This is a genomic window from Streptomyces sp. S4.7, from assembly GCF_010384365.1.
Classification (GTDB): Bacteria; Actinomycetota; Actinomycetes; order Streptomycetales; family Streptomycetaceae; genus Streptomyces.
Window position 1 is genome coordinate 1,795,963 of the sequence record NZ_CP048397.1, and the last position, 17,284, is coordinate 1,813,246.

The following is a 17,284-nucleotide window of genomic DNA, read 5'->3' on the forward strand; positions in this document are numbered from 1 at the left end:
GGAAAGGACCGCGCGGGACGGGCACGCGTCAGACGTCGTCGAGGCCGCGCTCGATCGCGTACCGCACCAGCTCCACGCGGTTGTGGAGCTGGAGCTTGCCGAGGGTGTTCTGCACGTGGTTCTGCACGGTGCGGTGCGAGATGACCAGGCGCTCGGCGATCTGCTTGTACGAGAGCCCCTTGGCGACCAGGCGCAGCACCTCGGTCTCGCGCTCGGTCAGTTGCGGTGCCTTGGGCTCGTCGGACGCCGCGGGGGCGGGCTCGGAGGCGAGCCTGCGGTACTCGCCGAGGACCAGCCCGGCGAGTCCGGGGGTGAAGACCGGGTCGCCGACGGCGGTGCGCCGCACCGCGTCGGTCAGCTCCGCCGTGCTGGCCGACTTCAGCAGATAGCCGGTGGCGCCGGACTTCACCGCTTCGAGTACGTCGGCGTGCTCGCCGCTCGCCGAGAGAACCAGCACCCGCAGGCCGGGCAGACTGCCGACCAGCTCCTTGCAGACCTGGACGCCGGGCATGCCGGGCAGGTTGAGGTCGAGGACGATCACGTCGGGGGTGGTGGCCGTCGCGCGGCGCACCGCCTGGGGGCCGTCACCGGCCGTCGCCACGACGTCGAATCCGGCCTCGGCCAGATCGCGGGCGACGGCGTCGCGCCACATCGGGTGGTCGTCGACGACCATCACGCGCGTCGCGCCGTCCGTGGCGCTCTCCGCGCCCGCACCCCGCCGGTCGCCGCTGCCGCCGATGTTGTTGTCCGTCTGCTCGCTCATCGCTCCGCCTTCCCCCGTGGAACCTTCAACTCGACTTCCGTGCCCTGGCCGGGGACGGAGATCAGCTCGGCCGTGCCGCCCAACTCCCGCAGCCGGCCCCGGATCGAGAGCGCGACACCGAGGCGCCCCTCCCCCTCCGCCTGCGCGAGCCGGCCCTCCGGGATGCCGGGGCCGTCGTCCCTGACGGTCACGATCACCTCGTCCGGCGAGTCCTCGACCAGGATCCAGGACCGCGCGCCGTCTCCGGCGTGCCTGCGGACATTGTCCAGGGCGGCACTGACAGCCGCCGTCAGCTCCCGCGCGGCCGCGGGCCGCAGCAGAACGGGAGCGCCCGGCTCGGCGAGCGTCACGGCGGAGCCGGAGAGCGGTGCCAGCAGCGTACGCAGATCCCACCGCCCGTCCTCGTCGGCGGCGTCGTCCGCCCCGCCGGCCCTCCCTTCCGCGTACTCCGCGTCGTCGACGGTGCGTACCACCGCCCCGAGAGAACTGTCCTCCGAGGCGCGGGTGGGCGGCACGAGACCGCTGGAGACCAGCGTCCGCAGCGCGACCTCCTGCTCCCCGGCCATACGGCCCAGCTCCGCCGCCTCACCGCCGAGGGCCGTACCGCGCCGCTGCACCATCGCCAGGACCTGGAGCACGCTGTCGTGGATGTCGCGTGCCAGCCGCTCCCGTTCCCGGGTCGCCGCCTCGATCTCCAGGGCGCGCGCCAGCGTGCGCTCGGAGGCGCGGGCCACCTCGACGATGTAGCCGATCGCGATGGACGCCACCCACACCAGCAGCACGTTGTGCAGGGTGTCGCGGCTCGGGGTGCCGCGGCCGACCAGGTTGGCGACGGCGACCAGCGAGGAGGCGAAGGCCGCCCAGCGCCAGCCGCCCTTGACGGCGAAGGCGAGGACGGAGCCCGCGGTCCATATGGTCGGCAGGGTGGGGCCGTCCGTGTACCGCGCCTGCACGTCGACGACCGGCGTGAGAAGGATGCCGACGAGCGCGATGGTGAGGTCGACGCCGAGGAAACGCCTGGTGCAGCTGACGGCGTTGGCCACCTTGGGCAGCGTGAGGACCGTCCAGACGACCAGGACGACGAAGAACCCGGTGGCGACCCAGGGGCGCTCGAACTTGTCGCGCCCGAAGGCGAAGATCAGAACGGCGTAGACCATGGTGAGCAGGCGGTACGCGGTCAGCGCGCGCCACAGCGGCTGCTCGACCGACATGCGTACGACCCGTTCGCGTCTGGCCACGTGTCCCCCACCCCCGGTGTCACGATGTGTTCTCCGTACTACGGACGTACTGTGCGGCCCACCCGCCGCGTTCAGCCGTCCCGTCGGCCCCGGCGGCCGGACGGGACACTTCTCAACTCGCCTTCGCCTTCGACTCCTCGGCGATCCTGCGCTTGGCCGCCGTCGCGTAGATGTCGACGTACTCCTGGCCGGAGAGCTTCATGATCTCGTACATGACCTCGTCGGTCAGCGAGCGCAGGATGAAGCGGTCGCCCTCCATGCCCTGATACCGGCTGAAGTCCAGCGGCTCACCGATCCTGATCCCCGGCCGCATCAGCTTCGGCATCACCGTGCCCGGCGGCTGGATCTTCTCCGTGTCGATCATGGCGACCGGGATCACGGGCGCTCCGGAGGCGAGCGCCACGCGCGCGAGGCCGCCGGGCTTGCCCCGGTAGAGCCGGCCGTCGGGCGACCGGGTGCCCTCGGGGTAGATGCCGAAGAGTTCGCCGCGCTCCAGTACCGCTATGCCGCTCTTGATGGCCGCCTCGCCCGCCCCGCGCGCTCCGGAGCGGTCGACCGGGAGCTGGCCTACTCCTTTGAAGAACGCGGCCGTGAGCCGCCCCTTCACACCCGGCGAGGTGAAGTACTCCGCCTTGGCGATGAAGGTGACCTTCCGGGTCAGTACCGCGGGGAGGAAGAACGAGTCCGAGAACGAGAGATGATTGCTCGCGAGGATCGCGGGCCCCTCCTCGGGAATGTTCTCGATGCCCTCCACCCAAGGTCTGAAAGCGAGCTTGAGCGATCCTCCGATGGAGAACTTCATCGCGCCGTAGATCAACTCGGGTGCCTCCTGTGTGCTGTCGACCGACCTTAACCCGAGGGGGGCGCGCGGGTTCCGTCACGGGGCGCCGACGGCTCTGGTCGGTGTCGGCCCGGTCGCGTACGGTGAAGTACCACTTCGAGACTCACGAACAGGAGACCCTGTGCCGGTCCTTCCTGGAGCCGAGCCGTACCGCCACGAGGGCGGAGATGTCGGCGTCCTCCTCTGTCACGGATTCACCGGTTCCCCGCAGTCGCTGCGCCCCTGGGCCGAGTATCTGGCCGCCAGGGACCTCACCGTGTCGCTGCCGCTGCTCCCCGGGCACGGCACCCGCTGGGAGGACATGCAGATCACCGGCTGGCAGGACTGGTACGCGGAGGTGGACCGGGCGCTGCGGGAGATCGGCGAGCGGTGCGAGCGGGTCTTCGTCTTCGGTCTCTCCATGGGCGGGACGCTGGCGCTGCGGCTCGCGGCCAAGCACGGGCACGCGGTCACGGGTGTCGCCGTCGTCAACCCGGCTAACAGGGTGCACGGCCTTTCGGCGTACGCCCTGCCCGTCGCCCGCCATCTCGTGCGGACGACGAAGGGCCTGCGCAGCGACATCGCGCTGGCGGGCAGCGAGGAGGTCGGCTACGACCGGGTCCCGCTGCACGCCGCGCACTCACTGCGGAACTTCTTTAGGCTGGTGGACGGGGAGCTGCCCCAGGTGACCCAGCCGCTGCTGCTGATGCGCAGCCCGCGCGACCATGTCGTGCCCCCGGCGGACTCGGCGAGGATCCTCGGCCGTGTCTCGTCGACCGACATCCGTGAGGTCGTCCTGGAACAGAGCTACCACGTGGCGACGTTGGACCACGATGCGGAGCGGATTTTCGAAGAGAGTCACGCGTTCATCGGCCGACTCGCTCCGAGCGTCGGGAAGAAGGGGAGCACAACCGGTGGCTGAGCATGACGCGGACCGCGAGCCGCAGCCGATCGACGAGGACGCCGCCTGGGCGGCGATCGTCGCGGGTTACGGGGAGGAGCCGGCCGATCCGCCGGGTGCCAAGCCCTTCAAGTCGGTCGAGGACCTGGCGCTCCTGGAGAGCGACCGGAACAGGTCGGATCCGTCTCCGCCCAAGGACAAGGAGTCCGGGACCACGAAGGCGGACCTCGGGCCGGTGAACCGGTCGGACGCAGGGCCGGGTGCCAAGGCTCCGGGCGCGGCCGAAGCGGATGACGAGGCGGTCGAGGAGCCCGACCGGGAGCACGAGCCGGACGCCAAGCCCGACAAGCCCTCGCTCGGCGGCTCGATCGTCTTCGCGCCCGGCGTCGGCGGCGCGGGCCCGCGCGACTATGTGATGCCGGAGCCGAAGGACGACGACCTCGGCGACGGGGACGAGGGCCATTTCGTACCGCCGGAGCCGCCGCCGCTGCCCGAGGCCGACGTCACGGCCAAGTTCGCCTGGCTCGCCGTGATCGGCGGACCGGTGCTCATGCTCCTGGCCGTGCTGCTGCAGTGGGAGATGACCTGGTGGCTGACGACGGTCTGTATCGGCGGCTTCCTGGGCGGCTTCGTCACGCTGGTGGCGCGGATGCAGCACGGTGACGAGGAGGACGACGATCCGGGCCGCGGCGCGGTGGTCTGACGGCCTGTCGGACCTGACGCGGTCTCAACCCCACTCCCCCTGAGGCGGTTTCAGGACGCGGGGACGCGCAGGGCGGCCAGCACCGGAAGGTGGTCCGTGGCCGCCCGCAGATCCCTCTCCTCGATGCCCGGCAGGCCCAACGGCACACCGCAGCCGAGCACTTCGACACCCTCGGTGGCGAAGATCGCGTCGATGCGCTGGTGCGGATCGGCGGGCGTGGAGGTGTACTCGCTCCCCCAGGGCTTGACAGCCCAGCCGTCCTGAAGCGCTCCGGCCAGTCGGCGGAACGAACGCCCCCGGGGCCGGTCGTTGAGATCACCGGCCACGATCGTGTGCGGTGCGCCCATCGTGCCGACCCGGTCCAGCAGCATCCCGGTCTGGGCGAGGCGCTCGTCGGTCTGGAGGCTGAGATGGCAGCTCAGCAGCCCCATACGGGCGCCGCCGATCCGTACGACCGCCGTGGCGAAGCCCCGCCGGTGCAGACCGGGTGTCAGCGGCAGCAGGACGTCCTCCGTACGCTCCACGGTCGCGCGCAGTGAGCACAGCAGCAGTGGCCCCGCCGCCGTACCGCCGCCGCTGAGGACGACGAGATCGGTCCTGGCGGCCAGCCACGCGGCCCGCTTGCGCCAGCGGAAGAACCTCGGCGCCTCCTGGACGAAGACCAGGTCGGGCTCGCACGCCCGGATCACCCGGGCCAGCGCCTCGGTGTCGTCTCGCATGGAGCGGATGTTGTAGCTGAGCACGCGGATCACGGCCGAACCGTCGGGCTCGGTACGGGAGTCGGGCAGCGAAATCATGGGGACGGGTCCACCCTGTCCACTCACCGGAGTCGTCACCGGACCACGATAGGCCAACGCCCGCCGCACCCCCGAGGGGCGCGGCGGGCGTGATCGTCCTGATGAACGACGCCTCGCGGGCGTCGCCGGGCGGGCCGTGCCGTTCAGCCCTGGCGGGCCAGGTCCGCGGCGCCCACCAGCCCTGCCTTGCCGCCCAGTTGGGCGGCGAGGACCTGGGCGTGCGGACGCCACGCGCCGCCGATCAGCCAGCGGCGGAAGGACTTGCGGATCGGGTCGAGGACCAGTTCGCCCTCGTCCGACACACCGCCGCCGACGATGAACGCCGACGGGTCGAAGAGCGAGGCCAGATCGGCCAGGCCCGCGCCGGCCCAACGGGCCAGCTCCCGGAAGGAGTCGACGGCCACCGGGTCGCCCTCGCGGGCGGCGGCGCTGACGTGCTTGCCCTCGATGCCGTCGGGTGTGCCGTCGCCGAGGCGCAGCAGGATCTCCGCGTTCTCGGGTGTGGCGTTGGCGCGTTGCTTCGCGTATCTGACGAGGGCGCGCCCCGACGCGTACTGCTCCCAGCACCCCTGGCTGCCGCAGCCGCACAGCAACCCGTCGGGAACGACCCGGATATGGCCGAATTCCGCCGCCACGCCGAAGCGTCCTCGGCGCAGTTTGTTGCCGATGATGATGCCGCCGCCGAGGCCGGTGCCGAGCGTGATGCAGATGACGTCCTCGTGGCCCTGTCCGGCCCCGAACTTGTACTCGCCCCAGGCGGCGGCGTTCGCGTCGTTCTCCACGACGACCTGCATTCCGACCCGCTGCTCGACCTTGTCCTTGAGCGGTTCGTGACGCCAGTCGATGTTCGGCGCGAAGAGGACGGTGGCGCGCTTGTCGTCGACGTAGCCGGCGGCGCCGATGCCGACGCCCTCGATGTCGTGTCCCTTGCCGGCGCCGGAGACGGCCGCGCAGATCGCGTCGACGATGCCCTCGGCGGTCGGCGGGGTGGGCACCTGGTGCGTATCGAGAATCGTGCCCTCTTCGTCGACCACGCCCGCCGCGATCTTCGTGCCGCCGATGTCGACGCCGATGGTGAGTCCCATGTGTCCCTCAGTTTTCGGTCGAGCCCCGCTGCGGCCAACCGTACCCGAGGGCGGGCCTGCTGCTGGTCAGTCCAGGTCGATGCGGTTGCCGGGGGTGGGGCCCTCATCGCGGGGATCCGAGGGGTCGTTGGCCTTTTCGTCCGACTTCTTGAGGTTGCTGTCGGGCGGTACGTCAGGTCCCCGGGTCCAGCGGCGCTCGTCGCCCTCGACGGCGGAACGGTAGGCCGCGAGCAGCTCGTTCCCGGCCGCGGCGAGGTGGTCGAAGATGTCCGGGTTGCGGTCGATCACCGGCTCGACCGCGGACTTGGCCTGATTGATGAACTGCTGGACGGCGCCCTGTGCGGCCATTCCGAGGAGCGGACTCTGGAACGAGGACACCTTGTCGGCCACGGCGTCGACGAATCGGCGCAGCTCTTCGGAGGCCGAGCCGGGCGGCGTCCCGTGGACGGCGCGGCGGCGGGCCTTCTCGGCGGCCAGGTCCTCGGCGCAGGCCGTGGCCCAGGCGTCCGGGTCGGCGGCGGGACGCTCGGTGGCATCGCTCATGGGTTACTCCCGCATCGGGCAAGGTGCCTCGTCCGGGGCGGACCGGAGGCTGTGTACCTTCGACGGTACCTGAACCCGGCTGGGACGTTCAGGGTGTGCGCGGCCAGAGGCCCGGCTCCGGCGTGAATCGGACCTTCAGGACACCGTCCGTGAGCGCGGCGCCCGAGACGGTGCAGCGCCGCAGGGCGGCCTCCAGAGGCACGATGCGGTGGAACGGGCCCACGGTCAGGAGCAGTTCGTCGCCGCGCCGCACCAGTCCGACGTCCGCCTTCTCGGCGCCGGGCAGTGGCAGGGACCACACCAGCAGGCCGTCCTCCTCCCGGCGGTCCTCGACCCACCACGGATCGGCGTGCGGCCCCGGATCCGCGTCGGGCGCCCGCTCGGCGAGGTCGTCCGGATCAGCGGGACCGCCGAGACCTCCCGGCCCGGAGAGATCATCGAGGTCGTCGAGTCCGCGCGGGTCCCGCCCCAGGTGGCGCACCGCGTGCAGCGGCCACGCGGAGCCGTACTCCTCGCTCCACCCGTCCAGGCACTTCTGCTGCTGGGCGGTGAGCGTCGCGAGCCAGGCGTCGGACGAATCGGTCGGCAGGACCTTGTTCGGTACGAGGGCGTCGACGCGCAGCCCGTACAGGCCGAGCCCGTCGCGGGCCACGCGCAGGGCGTCCCCGGCGGCCGGGCCGGGCTCGGCGACGAGCCGTACGGTCGTGGTGCGGGCCCCGATCAGCGCCTGGACGGCGGCCAGTTCCTCGTCCCTGCGGGCGGCGGCGCCGTACAGCCAGCCGGCGGGCATCGGTACGCCCGCGAGCTGCGCCATCATGGGCCGCAGCGCACGCGCGGCCTGCCGCTCGGCCGGCAGGAGGCGCCCGAGCAGCAGGCGCAGCCGCTCGGGCAGGGCGAGCACGGACAGGGCGTCGCGCAGCGGCGGCAGGTCGACGACGAGCACGTCCCAGTCACCGGCCGAGGCCCGGCGCAGCGCCTGGAGCAGGGCGAACTGTTCGCTGCCGGGCAGCTCGGTCAGCTCCTCGCCGTCGAGGCGCCGGGCTCCGAGCATGTCGAGCGCGGTGGCGGCGCGGTCCTGGAGGGCGAGGAACTCGGTACGGAAGTAGTCGGCCGGGTCGACGCGCGCGGCCCAGAGGCCGGGCGTCACCTCGGCCGGTTCCACGGCGAGGGCGGTGTCCGCGCCCAGTACGGCGCCGGGGCCCGCCGGGTCGGCGGAGAGCAGCAGCGTGCGGCTGCCGCGCCGGGCGGCGGCCAGGGCCGTCGCCGCGGCGACCGTGCTGCGGCCCGCGCCGCCGGGTCCGGTGACCAGGACCGTTCGCATGCCGCCCGTGGCCGGCGCCGTGCCTCGCGCGTGCTCCGTCATCAGACGGTGGGAGTCTCGGCCGCTCCGGCGGATCCGGCGCCGCCACCGGGGGCGCTCTCGACGCGCTTCTTCAGACCGGCCAGGGCGCGGTCGATGATGACCTTCTCCGCCTTGCGCTTGATCATGCCGAGCATCGGGATCTTGACGTCGACGGTCAGCCGGTAGGTGACCTCGGTGCGCTCGCCGCCGCCCGCGGGCGCGAGGTGGTAGGAGCCGTCGAGCGAGCGCAGCATCTGGGACTTGACCAGCGTCCAGCTGACCTCGTCACCGCCGGTCCAGGTGTACGCGAGGGTGTGGTCGTCCTTGATGGCGCCCGCGTCGAGCACCAGCCTGACCTGCTCCGCGCGGCCCTCGGCGTCGGTGGAGAGGACCTCGGCCTCCTTCACCTCGCCGGTCCACTCGGGATAGCGGGCGAAGTCGGCGATCACGCCCATCACGTCGGCGGGTGCCGCCTCGATCGTGATGCTCGACTTGGTGTGTTCCGCCATCGACGTGCTCCTCCAGATGGTGTCCCCCCGGCGCAGCGGGGCGACGGCCATGCTTACCGGTACCGGCCGTGCAGCGTGCAGGCTATCGCGTGCCCGCCGGTCACCATTCCATGGCCCAGGGCCGTCCGGTGGACGCGAAGTGCCCGACGTTCACGCACTCCGTCGAGCCGACGCGCATCCGGGGGGCGAGCGGCTGGTGGACATGGCCGAAGAGCGCGTACCTCGGTTTCGTCCGCTCGATGGCGTCCAGCAGCGCGCGGCTGCCGCGCTCGAAGCGGCGGGCGACGGTGTCGTACGTCAGCTCCGGCACCTCGGGCGGTATGTGCGAGCACAGCACGTCGACCTCGCCGAGCCGCTCGACCTTGGCCGCGTACTCCTCGTCGGAGATCTCGTACGGGGTCCGCATGGGGGTGCGCAGGCCACCGCCGACGAAGCCGAAGACGCGTCCGCCGATCTCGACCCGCTCGCCGTCGAGAACGGTCGTGCCCGGTCCGGCGTACTCGGGCCAGAGGGCGGGGATGTCGACGTTGCCGTAGGTGGCGTACGTCGGATCGGGGAGGACGGCGAACATCTCGGCGTACTGGCGGCGCACCGCCGACTCGATTGCGGTGTCCCGGTCGGTCGCCAGCGCTGCCCACAGGCGTCGGCCCAGCTCACGGGCCTCGTCGAAGCGGCGGGCAGTGCGCAGCTCCACGATCCGGTCGGCGTTCTCCTCGCCGAAGAGGTCGGGGAAGATGCCGCGGGAGTGGTCGGCGTAGTCGAGGAACAGGACGAGGTCGCCGAGACAGATCAGGGCGTCGGCGCCGTCGCCGGCCGTGGCGAGGTCCCGGGCGTTGCCGTGCACGTCGCTGACGACGTGGACACGGGTGCGTGCGCGGGCGTTCCCGCCGTTCTCGCCGTCATTCCCGCCACTGTTCCCGCCACCGCGCATGCCGCTCACCCTAGATCGCCGCCTTCCCGCTGTGTAGAGGGGTCCGGACCTGCGCTTACCGACACCTTCGTACAGCCGTGGACTACTCTGCGCGAAGGACCGTCAACGTGTGACGCGGGGAACATCTCGCCTGGCCCCCCTATCCGGAACCGAGTACCGATGGGTAACGTCCGGGCAGTCCAGTCGTGCTCGCCCCCGAGAGCACCTGCCCGATGTGGACCGCAGCCGGTTCGGCACAGTGCCGTGTCCCCGGCGCCCGACGAGGAGCAGCAGTCTTGCGCGAGTTCAGCCTTCCGGCCCTGTACGAGGTCCCCTCGGACGGCAACCTGACGGATCTCATCCGCCGCAACGCCGCTCAGCATCCCGATGTCGCGGTCCTCGGCCGCAAGGTCGCCGGTGTGTGGACGGACGTCACGGCCACCCGGTTCCTCTCCGAGGTGCGAGCGGTGGCCAAGGGGCTGATCGCGTCCGGCATCCGCCCCGGTGAGCGCGTCGCCCTGATGTCCCGCACCCGGTACGAGTGGGTGCTGCTCGACTTCGCGATCTGGAGCGCGGGCGCGGTCACCGTGCCGGTGTTCGAGACGAGCTCCGCCGAGCAGGTGCAGTGGATCCTCGGCGACTCGGGCACGGCCGCGATCGTCGTGGAGTCCGACGCGCACGCCGACGCGGTGCGGTCCGTCTCCGACGGGCTGCCGGAACTGCGGCACGTCTGGCAGCTCGACAAGGGCTGTGTGGCGGAACTGACCGCCGCCGGCGCGGAGATCCCCGAGTCGGTCGTCGACGAGCGCAGCGCGACGGCGAAGGCCGACGACCCGGCGACGATCGTCTACACGTCGGGGACCACCGGCCGCCCGAAGGGCTGCGTGCTGACGCACCGCGCCTTCTTCGCGGAGTGCGGCAACGTGGTGGAGCGTCTGAAGCCGCTGTTCCGTACGGGCGAGTGTTCCGTCCTGCTCTTCCTGCCCGCCGCGCACGTCTTCGGACGGCTGGTCGAGGTGGCGTCGGTGATGGCGCCGATCAAACTCGGCTGCGTACCGGACATCAAGGATCTGACCACGGAGCTGGCCTCGTTCCGGCCGACGCTGATCCTCGGGGTGCCGCGCGTCTTCGAGAAGGTCTACAACTCGGCGCGGGCGAAGGCCCAAGCGGACGGCAAGGGCAAGATCTTCGACCGCGCGGCGAGCACGGCGATCGGGTACAGCCGCGCGCTGAGCGGCCCGCAGGGTCCGTCCGTCGGGCTCAGGGTCAGGCACAAGGTCTTCGACGCGCTCGTGTACCGCAAACTGCGGGCGGTCCTCGGCGGCCGGGGTGAGTACGCGATCTCCGGCGGGGCCCCGCTCGGTGAACGGCTCGGGCACTTCTTCCGCGGCATCGGCTTCACCGTGCTGGAGGGGTACGGCCTGACGGAGACGTGCGCGGCCACCGCGTTCAACCCGTGGGACCGGCAGAAGATCGGCACGGTCGGGCAGCCGCTGCCCGGTTCGGTGATCCGCATCGCCGACGACGGCGAGGTGCTGCTGCACGGCGAACACCTGTTCACGGGGTACTGGAACAACGAGACGGCGACGGCGGAGGCGCTGGCCGACGGCTGGTTCCACTCCGGTGACATCGGCACCCTCGACGAGGACGGGTATCTCGCGATCACCGGCCGCAAGAAGGAGATCCTGGTGACGGCGGGCGGCAAGAACGTCGCGCCCGCGGTGATCGAGGACCGTATCCGCGCGCACGCGCTGGTCGCGGAGTGCATGGTGGTCGGCGACGGCCGTCCGTTCGTGGGCGCGCTGGTGACGATCGACGAGGAGTTCCTGGCCCACTGGGCCAGGGACCACGGCAAACCGGTGGGCTCGACGGCGGCGTCGTTGCACGACGACCCGGATCTGCTGGCGGCGGTCCAGCAGGCGGTGGACGACGGCAACGCGGCGGTCTCGAAGGCGGAGTCGGTACGCAAGTTCCGCGTCCTGACCGCGCAGTTCACGGAGGACGCGGGGCACATCACACCGTCACTGAAGCTGAAGCGCGGGGTGGTGGCGAAGGACTTCGCGGACGAGATCGAGTCGATCTACCGCGCGTAGTCACGTCCGTGGGGTGCGGGGTCCGCCGGGCGGCGGGGGGCGTCCTCGATCGCCGGACCGGCTGGAACTGCGGCCGGCTGTGATGGGTGACGAAGCGCCTCCTACAGGAGCGTGCGCAGCTTTGTTGCCAGCAGGTCCCACCGCCAGCGGTCCTCGACCCATGCGCGGCCCCGGCGGCCCATCCGCTCCCGCAGTTCGGGGTCCCGGAGCAGTGTCACGATGCGGTCCGCCGACTCCTCGGCCGCGACCGCGGCGGGGCCGCCGCGCACCACCCAGCCCGTCTCGCCGTCCAGCACCGCGTCCGGCGCGCCGCCGGAGTCGCCCGCGACCACCGGGAGCCCCGTCGCGGACGCCTCCAGGTAGACGATGCCCAGGCCCTCCACGTCGAGGCCGCCGCGGCGGGTACGGCAGGGCATCGCGAAGACGTCGCCGGCGCCGTAGTGGGCGGGCAGTTCGGACCAGGGCACGGGGCCCGTGAAACGTACGGAGTCGCCGACCCCGGTCTCCGCCGCCAGCTTCCGCAGCTCCTTCGCGTACGGTCCGCCGCCGACGATCAGCAGCACGGCGTCCGGGATCCTCGCCAGGATCGCCGGCATGGCGAGGATCAGCGTGTCCTGCCCCTTGCGCGGCACCAGCCGGGAGACGCAGACGACGACGGGGCGGTGCGCGAGCCCCAGCCGCTCGCGCACCGCGTCACCGCCCGACGCCGGATGGAACGTCTTGTCGTCGACGCCGGGCGGCAGTTGGGCCATGCGCCCGGCCGCCTCCGGGGTGAGCGCGGCGGCGATACGTGAGCGGGTGTACTCGCCGAGGTAGGTGATCGTGTCCGTGCCCTCGCCGATACGGCGCAGCAGCCGCCGCGCCGCGGGCAGTTGCGCCCAGCCCGCCTCGTGGCCGTGCGAGGTGGCCACGATCCGCCGGGCACCGGCCCGGCGCAGCGCGGGCCCCATCAGACCGAGCGGGGCCGCGGCGCCGAACCACACGGACTCGCAGCCGTGTTCACGCAGGAGTCCCACCGCCCGCCCGGTCACCCTCGGGGTCGGCAGCAGCATCGTCGTACGGTCGCGCACGACCGTGAAGGGCTGCTCGGCGTCGAAGGCCGCCGTCGCCTCCGCACCCTCGGCGCCACGCTTCCAGGTGGAGGCGTAGACGACGATCTCCCCGGGGTCCAGCCGTAGCGCCATGTTGTGCAGAAACGCCTGGATGCCACCGGGCCGGGGCGGGAAGTCGTTCGTCACGATCAAGGTCTTGTGCATCGTCGCCGACAGTACCGAACGGCCCCGCCTCACCGCTCCCGCGCCCGTCCCCCCGCATGATGGCTCCGCCACGCATATCCATATATCTGACAGAACGGGCAGGTGCTCATGGCGGTCGGGGACAGGACGCGCACCCATGTCGGGGCGGCCGGAGAAGCCGGAGAGGGCGGCGCGCTCACCCTGCTCGGGCCGATCGCGGTATGGCTGCTCACCAGGACCGTACTGATGCTCTGGGTCCTCAAGGTCGTGCTGCCGCCGGGCGTCGACGTCACGCCGGACGTCTCGGTGACCTATCAGGGCTGGTACGACGTCCTGCTCACCGGCACCTTCCCCCGCTCCGACGTCACCTGGCAGTACCCGCCCGCCGCCGCGTTCGCGATCCTCTCCCCCGCCCTGCTGCCCTTCCTGGGCTACGCCACCGCGTTCTTCACCCTGTGCCTGGTCTGCGACGCGCTGGTCCTCGGGCTGCTGCTGCGCGCGAGCCGGCGCCCGGGACGTTCGGTGCGCGGCGTGTGGGTGTGGGTGGCCGGAGTGGCCCTGCTCGGGCCCACCGTGTACGCGCGCTACGACCTGATGGTGACCGCCGTCGCCGTGTGCGCGCTGCTGGTGGGCCTCCGCAGGCCCCAACTGCTGGGCGCGCTCGCGGGGTTCGGGGCGCTGCTGAAGGTGTGGCCGGTGCTTCTGCTGATCGGTACGCCGCGTGGCCGGGCCACCCGGCTGTCCTGGTCCGCCGCCGCCGTGACGGGCCTCGCGCTGCTGGCCGTGGTGTCCGCCGCGCTGCCGGGCGCGCTGGACTTCCTCACCGCGCAGCGCGACCGGGGCACCGAGGTCGAGTCGCTGGGCGCGCTGGTCTTCCATGTGGCCCGGCATCTCGGCTGGGACGGCGCCGTGATGTTCAGTTACGGCTCGGTGGAGTTCCGCGGGCCTTACGTCCCGCTCGTCAGCGCCCTCGCTCTCGTCCTCAGCGTGACCGCCTTCGGCTGGCTGCTCGTCTGGCGGCTGCGGGCACGGACGTTCACGCCGGGCACCCTGTGCGACGCGGCGTTCGTCGCCGTCCTGCTCTTCACCGTCACGAGCCGGGTGATCAGCCCGCAGTACATGATCTGGCTGGTGGGCCTGGCCGCCGTGTGCCTGCTGGCGCGATCGAGCCCGATGACGCCGCCCGCGGTGCTCGTGGTGGCGGCCTGTGCGGTGACGGCGCTCGAATTCCCGCTGTTCTTCTCGCACGTGACGGCGAGCGACCCGCTGGGGGTGACCCTGCTCGTCGTACGCAACGGGCTGCTGGTGGCCGCGGCGCTCACCGCGTGCGGGCGGCTGTGGCGCGGGACGGTGCCCCCGCCACGGCCTCGCGGGCGCGAGGAGGCGGCGGACGCGGCCCCCGGTGGGGCCGTGGGAGCGCGGGGCGACAAGGAGGACACCTACCGGCTTCTCGGCTCCTGAGGGCCCGGCAGAGGCCCGGCACGGCCCCCTGTGGGTGCCATGGGGGCCGTACGGGCCCGTCGGCGCCCCGCACCGCTCAGCGCAGCCGCTCGCGCACGTAGTCCCGCCACAGCGCGCCGAACTCGTCGGGCGTCACCGACAGCACGTCGTTCATCGCGCTCTCCACGGCGCCCTCGCGGTGCTCCCGCTCCCCCACCGCCTGGTAGAAGTCCGTCAGCTGCGCCTCGCCCCACCGCTCGGCGATCAGATCGCACGCGAGGCGCCCGCCCTCGTACGCGCGCGCCAGTTCGTCCGCCTCCGCGTCGAAGGCGAAGTCCGCGTCCTCGGGGAGCGCGGCGGGCAGGGCGCCGCGGTGCAGGGACCGTTCGAGTTCCGGCGCGGCCTGTCCGTCGGTGCGGCCGCTGCCCCGGTAGGCGACCCAGTCGGAGAAGCCCTCCGACAGCCACATGGGGGTGGCATCGGACGTGGCGGCGCGCGTCGCCACGTGGGTGGTCTCGTGGGTGAGGACGATCCGGCGCCCGAAGTCGCCGAGCACGCCGTACGCGTCGGGGTTGACGATCACCCGGTCCGCCGGTGAGGAGCCCTTCGCCCCCGTCCCACCGGTCGTGACGGCGGCGATGCCCCGGTAGCTCCCCGCCGAGGCGCCCAGCAGACCGGCCATCGACGACACCGACGCGGGCACCAGCACGACGACGCGGCCCGACCACTCGCCCGGCCACGCCTCGTCCACCGCGGGCACCGCCTCGTCGGCCGCGGCGGCGATCTCGCGGAGCCGGGCGTTGTCCTGGCCGACGCCGAGGACCAGGCTGCGCCGGCCGTGGACGACCTCGACGGCGCCCTGCTGCCAGAGCTGCTGCACGCCCCTGTCGCCGGGCCGGTCGGCCGTCACGTACCAGCGCCCGTCCCGCTCCGTCAGCTCCAGCGTGCGGGACGAGGTGACGGGCGCGGTGTCGTAGCCCTCCAGCCGGTAGCGCAGCTCGGCCCGCGCGCTCGCGCGGGTGCCGGAGCGCTCGACGTCCCGCAGCCGGTACTCCCAGGAGCGCACGGGTACGTCGACGAGGTTCCGGTACGTCCGGCGCTCGGCGGCGAGCAGTTCACCGGCCGCTGGGTCCACTGCGGCCAGATAGCCGCTCTCGTCGCGGTCGAGGAGGGCGTCGGCCCGGTGGTCGAGGGTCTGCTGGATGTCGCGGGTGGCGGCGTCGGCCACCGGGGGCGCGGAGCAGCCGGAGGCGATCAGCAGACACCCGAGCAGCGCGACCACCGCGCCCCGGCGGGCCGTACGTCCACGACCCGCCGCACGTCTCCGAGCCGTACGTCCCTGACCTGCCACCCGGCCGATCGTACGTGGCGCCGCGAGGACGAGTCCCGACACCGCGTCGGCACCGACGCCGGCACGAGGCCCCGTCCGGCGGACCGGGCCGGACCGGGGCGCGCCCGCGCCGTTCGAGGCGGGGCCCCACCGCGGCGCGCTCCGCCGTCGACGCCTCGCGCACCCACGAAACTCCGCCGGACGGACCCAGGGCGCACTCCCGAACGGGCCGGACCGGGGCGCGCCCGCCGCGCGGCGGGCGCTGTCCGCGCCGGTGCGGCGAGCGCGGTGCCTGGGCTCGCGGGTCCGGCACCACAGGGACGACGTGCCCCAGGGCCTGTCTTCAAAGTCCTGCCCGGCACGGCACCTCTCCCCCGTAGCCCCCGAGGGGGCACGGGATGTGCCCCCCGCGTCGGACTCGGCCGAGTACGGCCGGTCTCCGCCACGCGATGCACCGCACCGGCCGCCGCGGGCTGATCCCCGAAGATCCGCCGGACAGGGCCTAGACGCGGGTGACCGACGAGACAGGCATCATGCCGACCGGGTCGTAGCGGACCGAGGCGCCGGGGTAGGGCGCGTGGACCACCTGGCCGTTGCCCATGTACATCCCGATGTGGCTGGCGTCGTCCCGGTAGGCGACCAGGTCGCCGGGTCTCGCCTCGGAGAGCGGCACCTGCTGTCCGGCGTACCGCTGCGCCTGCGAGGTACGCGGCAGCGAGACCCCGGCCTGCGCGTACGCCCACTGGGTCAGACCCGAACAGTCGAACCCCGAGGGGCCGTTGGCGCCCCACACGTACGGCAGGCCGACGGCCCCGCGGGCCGCGCGCGCGGCCGCCGCCGCGCGGGCCGACGCGGGTGCCAGGCCGCCGAGCGACATCGGGGCGCCGTCGCGCCCCGAGCGCGAGGCCCGGTCGGCGTCCCTCTCGGCGTCGGGCAGCGAGTTCAGCAGCCGCCGCGCCTCGGCCAGCTTCGCCTCGACGGTGCGCTTGTGGCGGGCGACGGCGGCCCGGCTGCGCTCCAGCTCGGCGAGGTCCTCGGTCGCCTCCTCGCGCTGCCGGCCGAGCTTGCGCTGGACCTGCCCGATCTCGCGCAGCGCCAGGGCCTGACGGTCGCTCACCCGGTCGAGGGCCTCGGCCCGGCCGAGATAGTTGTCGGGGTCGGAGGAGAGCAGCAGCGCGAGCGCCGGGTCGACGCCGCCGGAGCGGTACTGGGCGCCGGCGATCGAACCGAGCGCGCCGCGCATGCGGTTCACCCGTTCCTGGCCCCGCGCGGTGCTGTCCCGCAGCCGGTCCACCCGTGCACGCAGCGCGTCGGCGCGCTCGTCCGCCTCGTTGTACCGCTCGGTGGCCTTCTCGGCCTCCTCGAACAGCCGGTCGACGGTCGACCGGGTCGCCTCGGTCTTGTCGCGCGGGTCCGCGCTCGCCGGTACCGACCCGAGGGCTGCCGCCGCCGTGACCGCGGCGGCGGAGAGGACTGTGACCCGGGTGCCGCGGCTGTGGCCGGGGTGTGAGAAACGACGGTGGGACACCACAGGAAGCCGCACTTCCTTCCGCTGGACGCAACCACGCAGCCCCT

At 72.8% G+C, this 17,284-nt stretch carries 16 protein-coding genes; 4 read left to right on the forward strand and 12 right to left on the reverse strand.

Annotated features, from left to right (window positions below; all coding sequences use genetic code 11):
- Positions 1-28: 28 nt before the first annotated feature.
- From SSPS47_RS07905 to SSPS47_RS07915, 3 genes are all read right to left on the reverse strand, one after another.
- On the reverse strand, positions 29-673 hold the full coding sequence (locus SSPS47_RS07905; RefSeq protein ID WP_147872780.1) for a response regulator transcription factor: 645 nt from the start codon (positions 671-673) through the stop codon (positions 29-31).
- Between the two features lie 86 nt (positions 674-759).
- Positions 760-2,001 (reverse strand): DUF5931 domain-containing protein, encoded by a 1,242-nt coding sequence (locus tag SSPS47_RS07910; RefSeq protein ID WP_164249787.1) that lies wholly within the window; start codon positions 1,999-2,001, stop codon positions 760-762.
- 112 nt (positions 2,002-2,113) lie between these two features.
- A complete protein-coding gene (locus SSPS47_RS07915) occupies positions 2,114-2,818 on the reverse strand; it encodes a lysophospholipid acyltransferase family protein (protein WP_147872519.1) in 705 nt (234 codons plus the stop codon).
- A 145-nt stretch (positions 2,819-2,963) separates the two neighbouring features.
- Between SSPS47_RS07915 and SSPS47_RS07920 the strand changes: the two genes are divergently transcribed.
- Positions 2,964-3,743, forward strand: a complete 780-nt coding sequence (locus SSPS47_RS07920; protein WP_164249789.1) for an alpha/beta fold hydrolase — start codon at positions 2,964-2,966, stop codon at positions 3,741-3,743.
- Entirely contained in the window at positions 3,736-4,425 is a 690-nt protein-coding gene (locus SSPS47_RS07925) for a hypothetical protein (RefSeq protein WP_164249791.1), read from the forward strand. The genes SSPS47_RS07920 and SSPS47_RS07925 overlap by 8 nt, the downstream gene beginning before the upstream one ends.
- Positions 4,426-4,475: 50 nt before the next feature.
- Here SSPS47_RS07925 and SSPS47_RS07930 read toward each other — a convergent pair whose 3' ends face one another.
- The 6 genes from SSPS47_RS07930 to SSPS47_RS07955 all read right to left on the reverse strand — a co-directional run bounded on the left by SSPS47_RS07930 (position 4,476) and on the right by SSPS47_RS07955 (position 9,632).
- Positions 4,476-5,222 (reverse strand): endonuclease/exonuclease/phosphatase family protein, encoded by a 747-nt coding sequence (locus tag SSPS47_RS07930; RefSeq protein ID WP_164249793.1) that lies wholly within the window; start codon positions 5,220-5,222, stop codon positions 4,476-4,478.
- A gap of 143 nt (positions 5,223-5,365) precedes the next feature.
- On the reverse strand, positions 5,366-6,307 hold the full coding sequence (locus tag SSPS47_RS07935; RefSeq protein ID WP_147872527.1) for an ROK family glucokinase: 942 nt from the start codon (positions 6,305-6,307) through the stop codon (positions 5,366-5,368).
- 66 nt (positions 6,308-6,373) lie between these two features.
- A complete protein-coding gene (locus SSPS47_RS07940) occupies positions 6,374-6,850 on the reverse strand; it encodes a DUF5304 domain-containing protein (RefSeq protein WP_164249795.1) in 477 nt (158 codons plus the stop codon).
- Between the two features lie 88 nt (positions 6,851-6,938).
- Positions 6,939-8,171: an ArsA family ATPase gene (locus SSPS47_RS07945; protein WP_164254441.1), complete on the reverse strand. Its 1,233-nt coding sequence runs from the start codon at positions 8,169-8,171 to the stop codon at positions 6,939-6,941.
- 41 nt (positions 8,172-8,212) lie between these two features.
- Positions 8,213-8,701: an SRPBCC family protein gene (locus SSPS47_RS07950; protein WP_078077750.1), complete on the reverse strand. Its 489-nt coding sequence runs from the start codon at positions 8,699-8,701 to the stop codon at positions 8,213-8,215.
- A 100-nt stretch (positions 8,702-8,801) separates the two neighbouring features.
- Complete coding sequence (locus SSPS47_RS07955; protein ID WP_164249797.1) at positions 8,802-9,632, reverse strand: metallophosphoesterase; 831 nt, start codon at positions 9,630-9,632, stop codon at positions 8,802-8,804.
- A gap of 275 nt (positions 9,633-9,907) precedes the next feature.
- On the opposite strand from SSPS47_RS07955, the gene SSPS47_RS07960 reads away from it, so the two are divergent.
- Complete coding sequence (locus SSPS47_RS07960) at positions 9,908-11,704, forward strand: AMP-dependent synthetase/ligase (RefSeq protein ID WP_164249799.1); 1,797 nt, start codon at positions 9,908-9,910, stop codon at positions 11,702-11,704.
- A 101-nt stretch (positions 11,705-11,805) separates the two neighbouring features.
- On the opposite strand, the gene SSPS47_RS07965 is transcribed toward SSPS47_RS07960, so the two are convergent.
- Positions 11,806-12,960: a glycosyltransferase family 4 protein gene (locus tag SSPS47_RS07965; RefSeq protein WP_164249801.1), complete on the reverse strand. Its 1,155-nt coding sequence runs from the start codon at positions 12,958-12,960 to the stop codon at positions 11,806-11,808.
- Positions 12,961-13,068: 108 nt separating this feature from the next.
- Here SSPS47_RS07965 and SSPS47_RS07970 point away from each other — a divergent pair, with 108 nt between their 5' ends.
- Positions 13,069-14,400 carry a glycosyltransferase family 87 protein gene (locus SSPS47_RS07970; protein ID WP_164249803.1) on the forward strand — a complete coding sequence of 444 codons (1,332 nt, stop codon included), beginning with the start codon at positions 13,069-13,071 and terminating at the stop codon, positions 14,398-14,400.
- A gap of 76 nt (positions 14,401-14,476) precedes the next feature.
- On the opposite strand, the gene SSPS47_RS07975 is transcribed toward SSPS47_RS07970, so the two are convergent.
- Together SSPS47_RS07975 and SSPS47_RS07980 are read right to left on the reverse strand one after the other, a co-directional pair.
- Entirely contained in the window at positions 14,477-15,730 is a 1,254-nt protein-coding gene (locus SSPS47_RS07975; RefSeq protein ID WP_164249805.1) for a hypothetical protein, read from the reverse strand.
- A 481-nt stretch (positions 15,731-16,211) separates the two neighbouring features.
- A complete protein-coding gene (locus tag SSPS47_RS07980) occupies positions 16,212-17,240 on the reverse strand; it encodes a C40 family peptidase (protein WP_164249806.1) in 1,029 nt (342 codons plus the stop codon).
- Between the last annotated feature and the right edge of the window lie 44 nt (positions 17,241-17,284).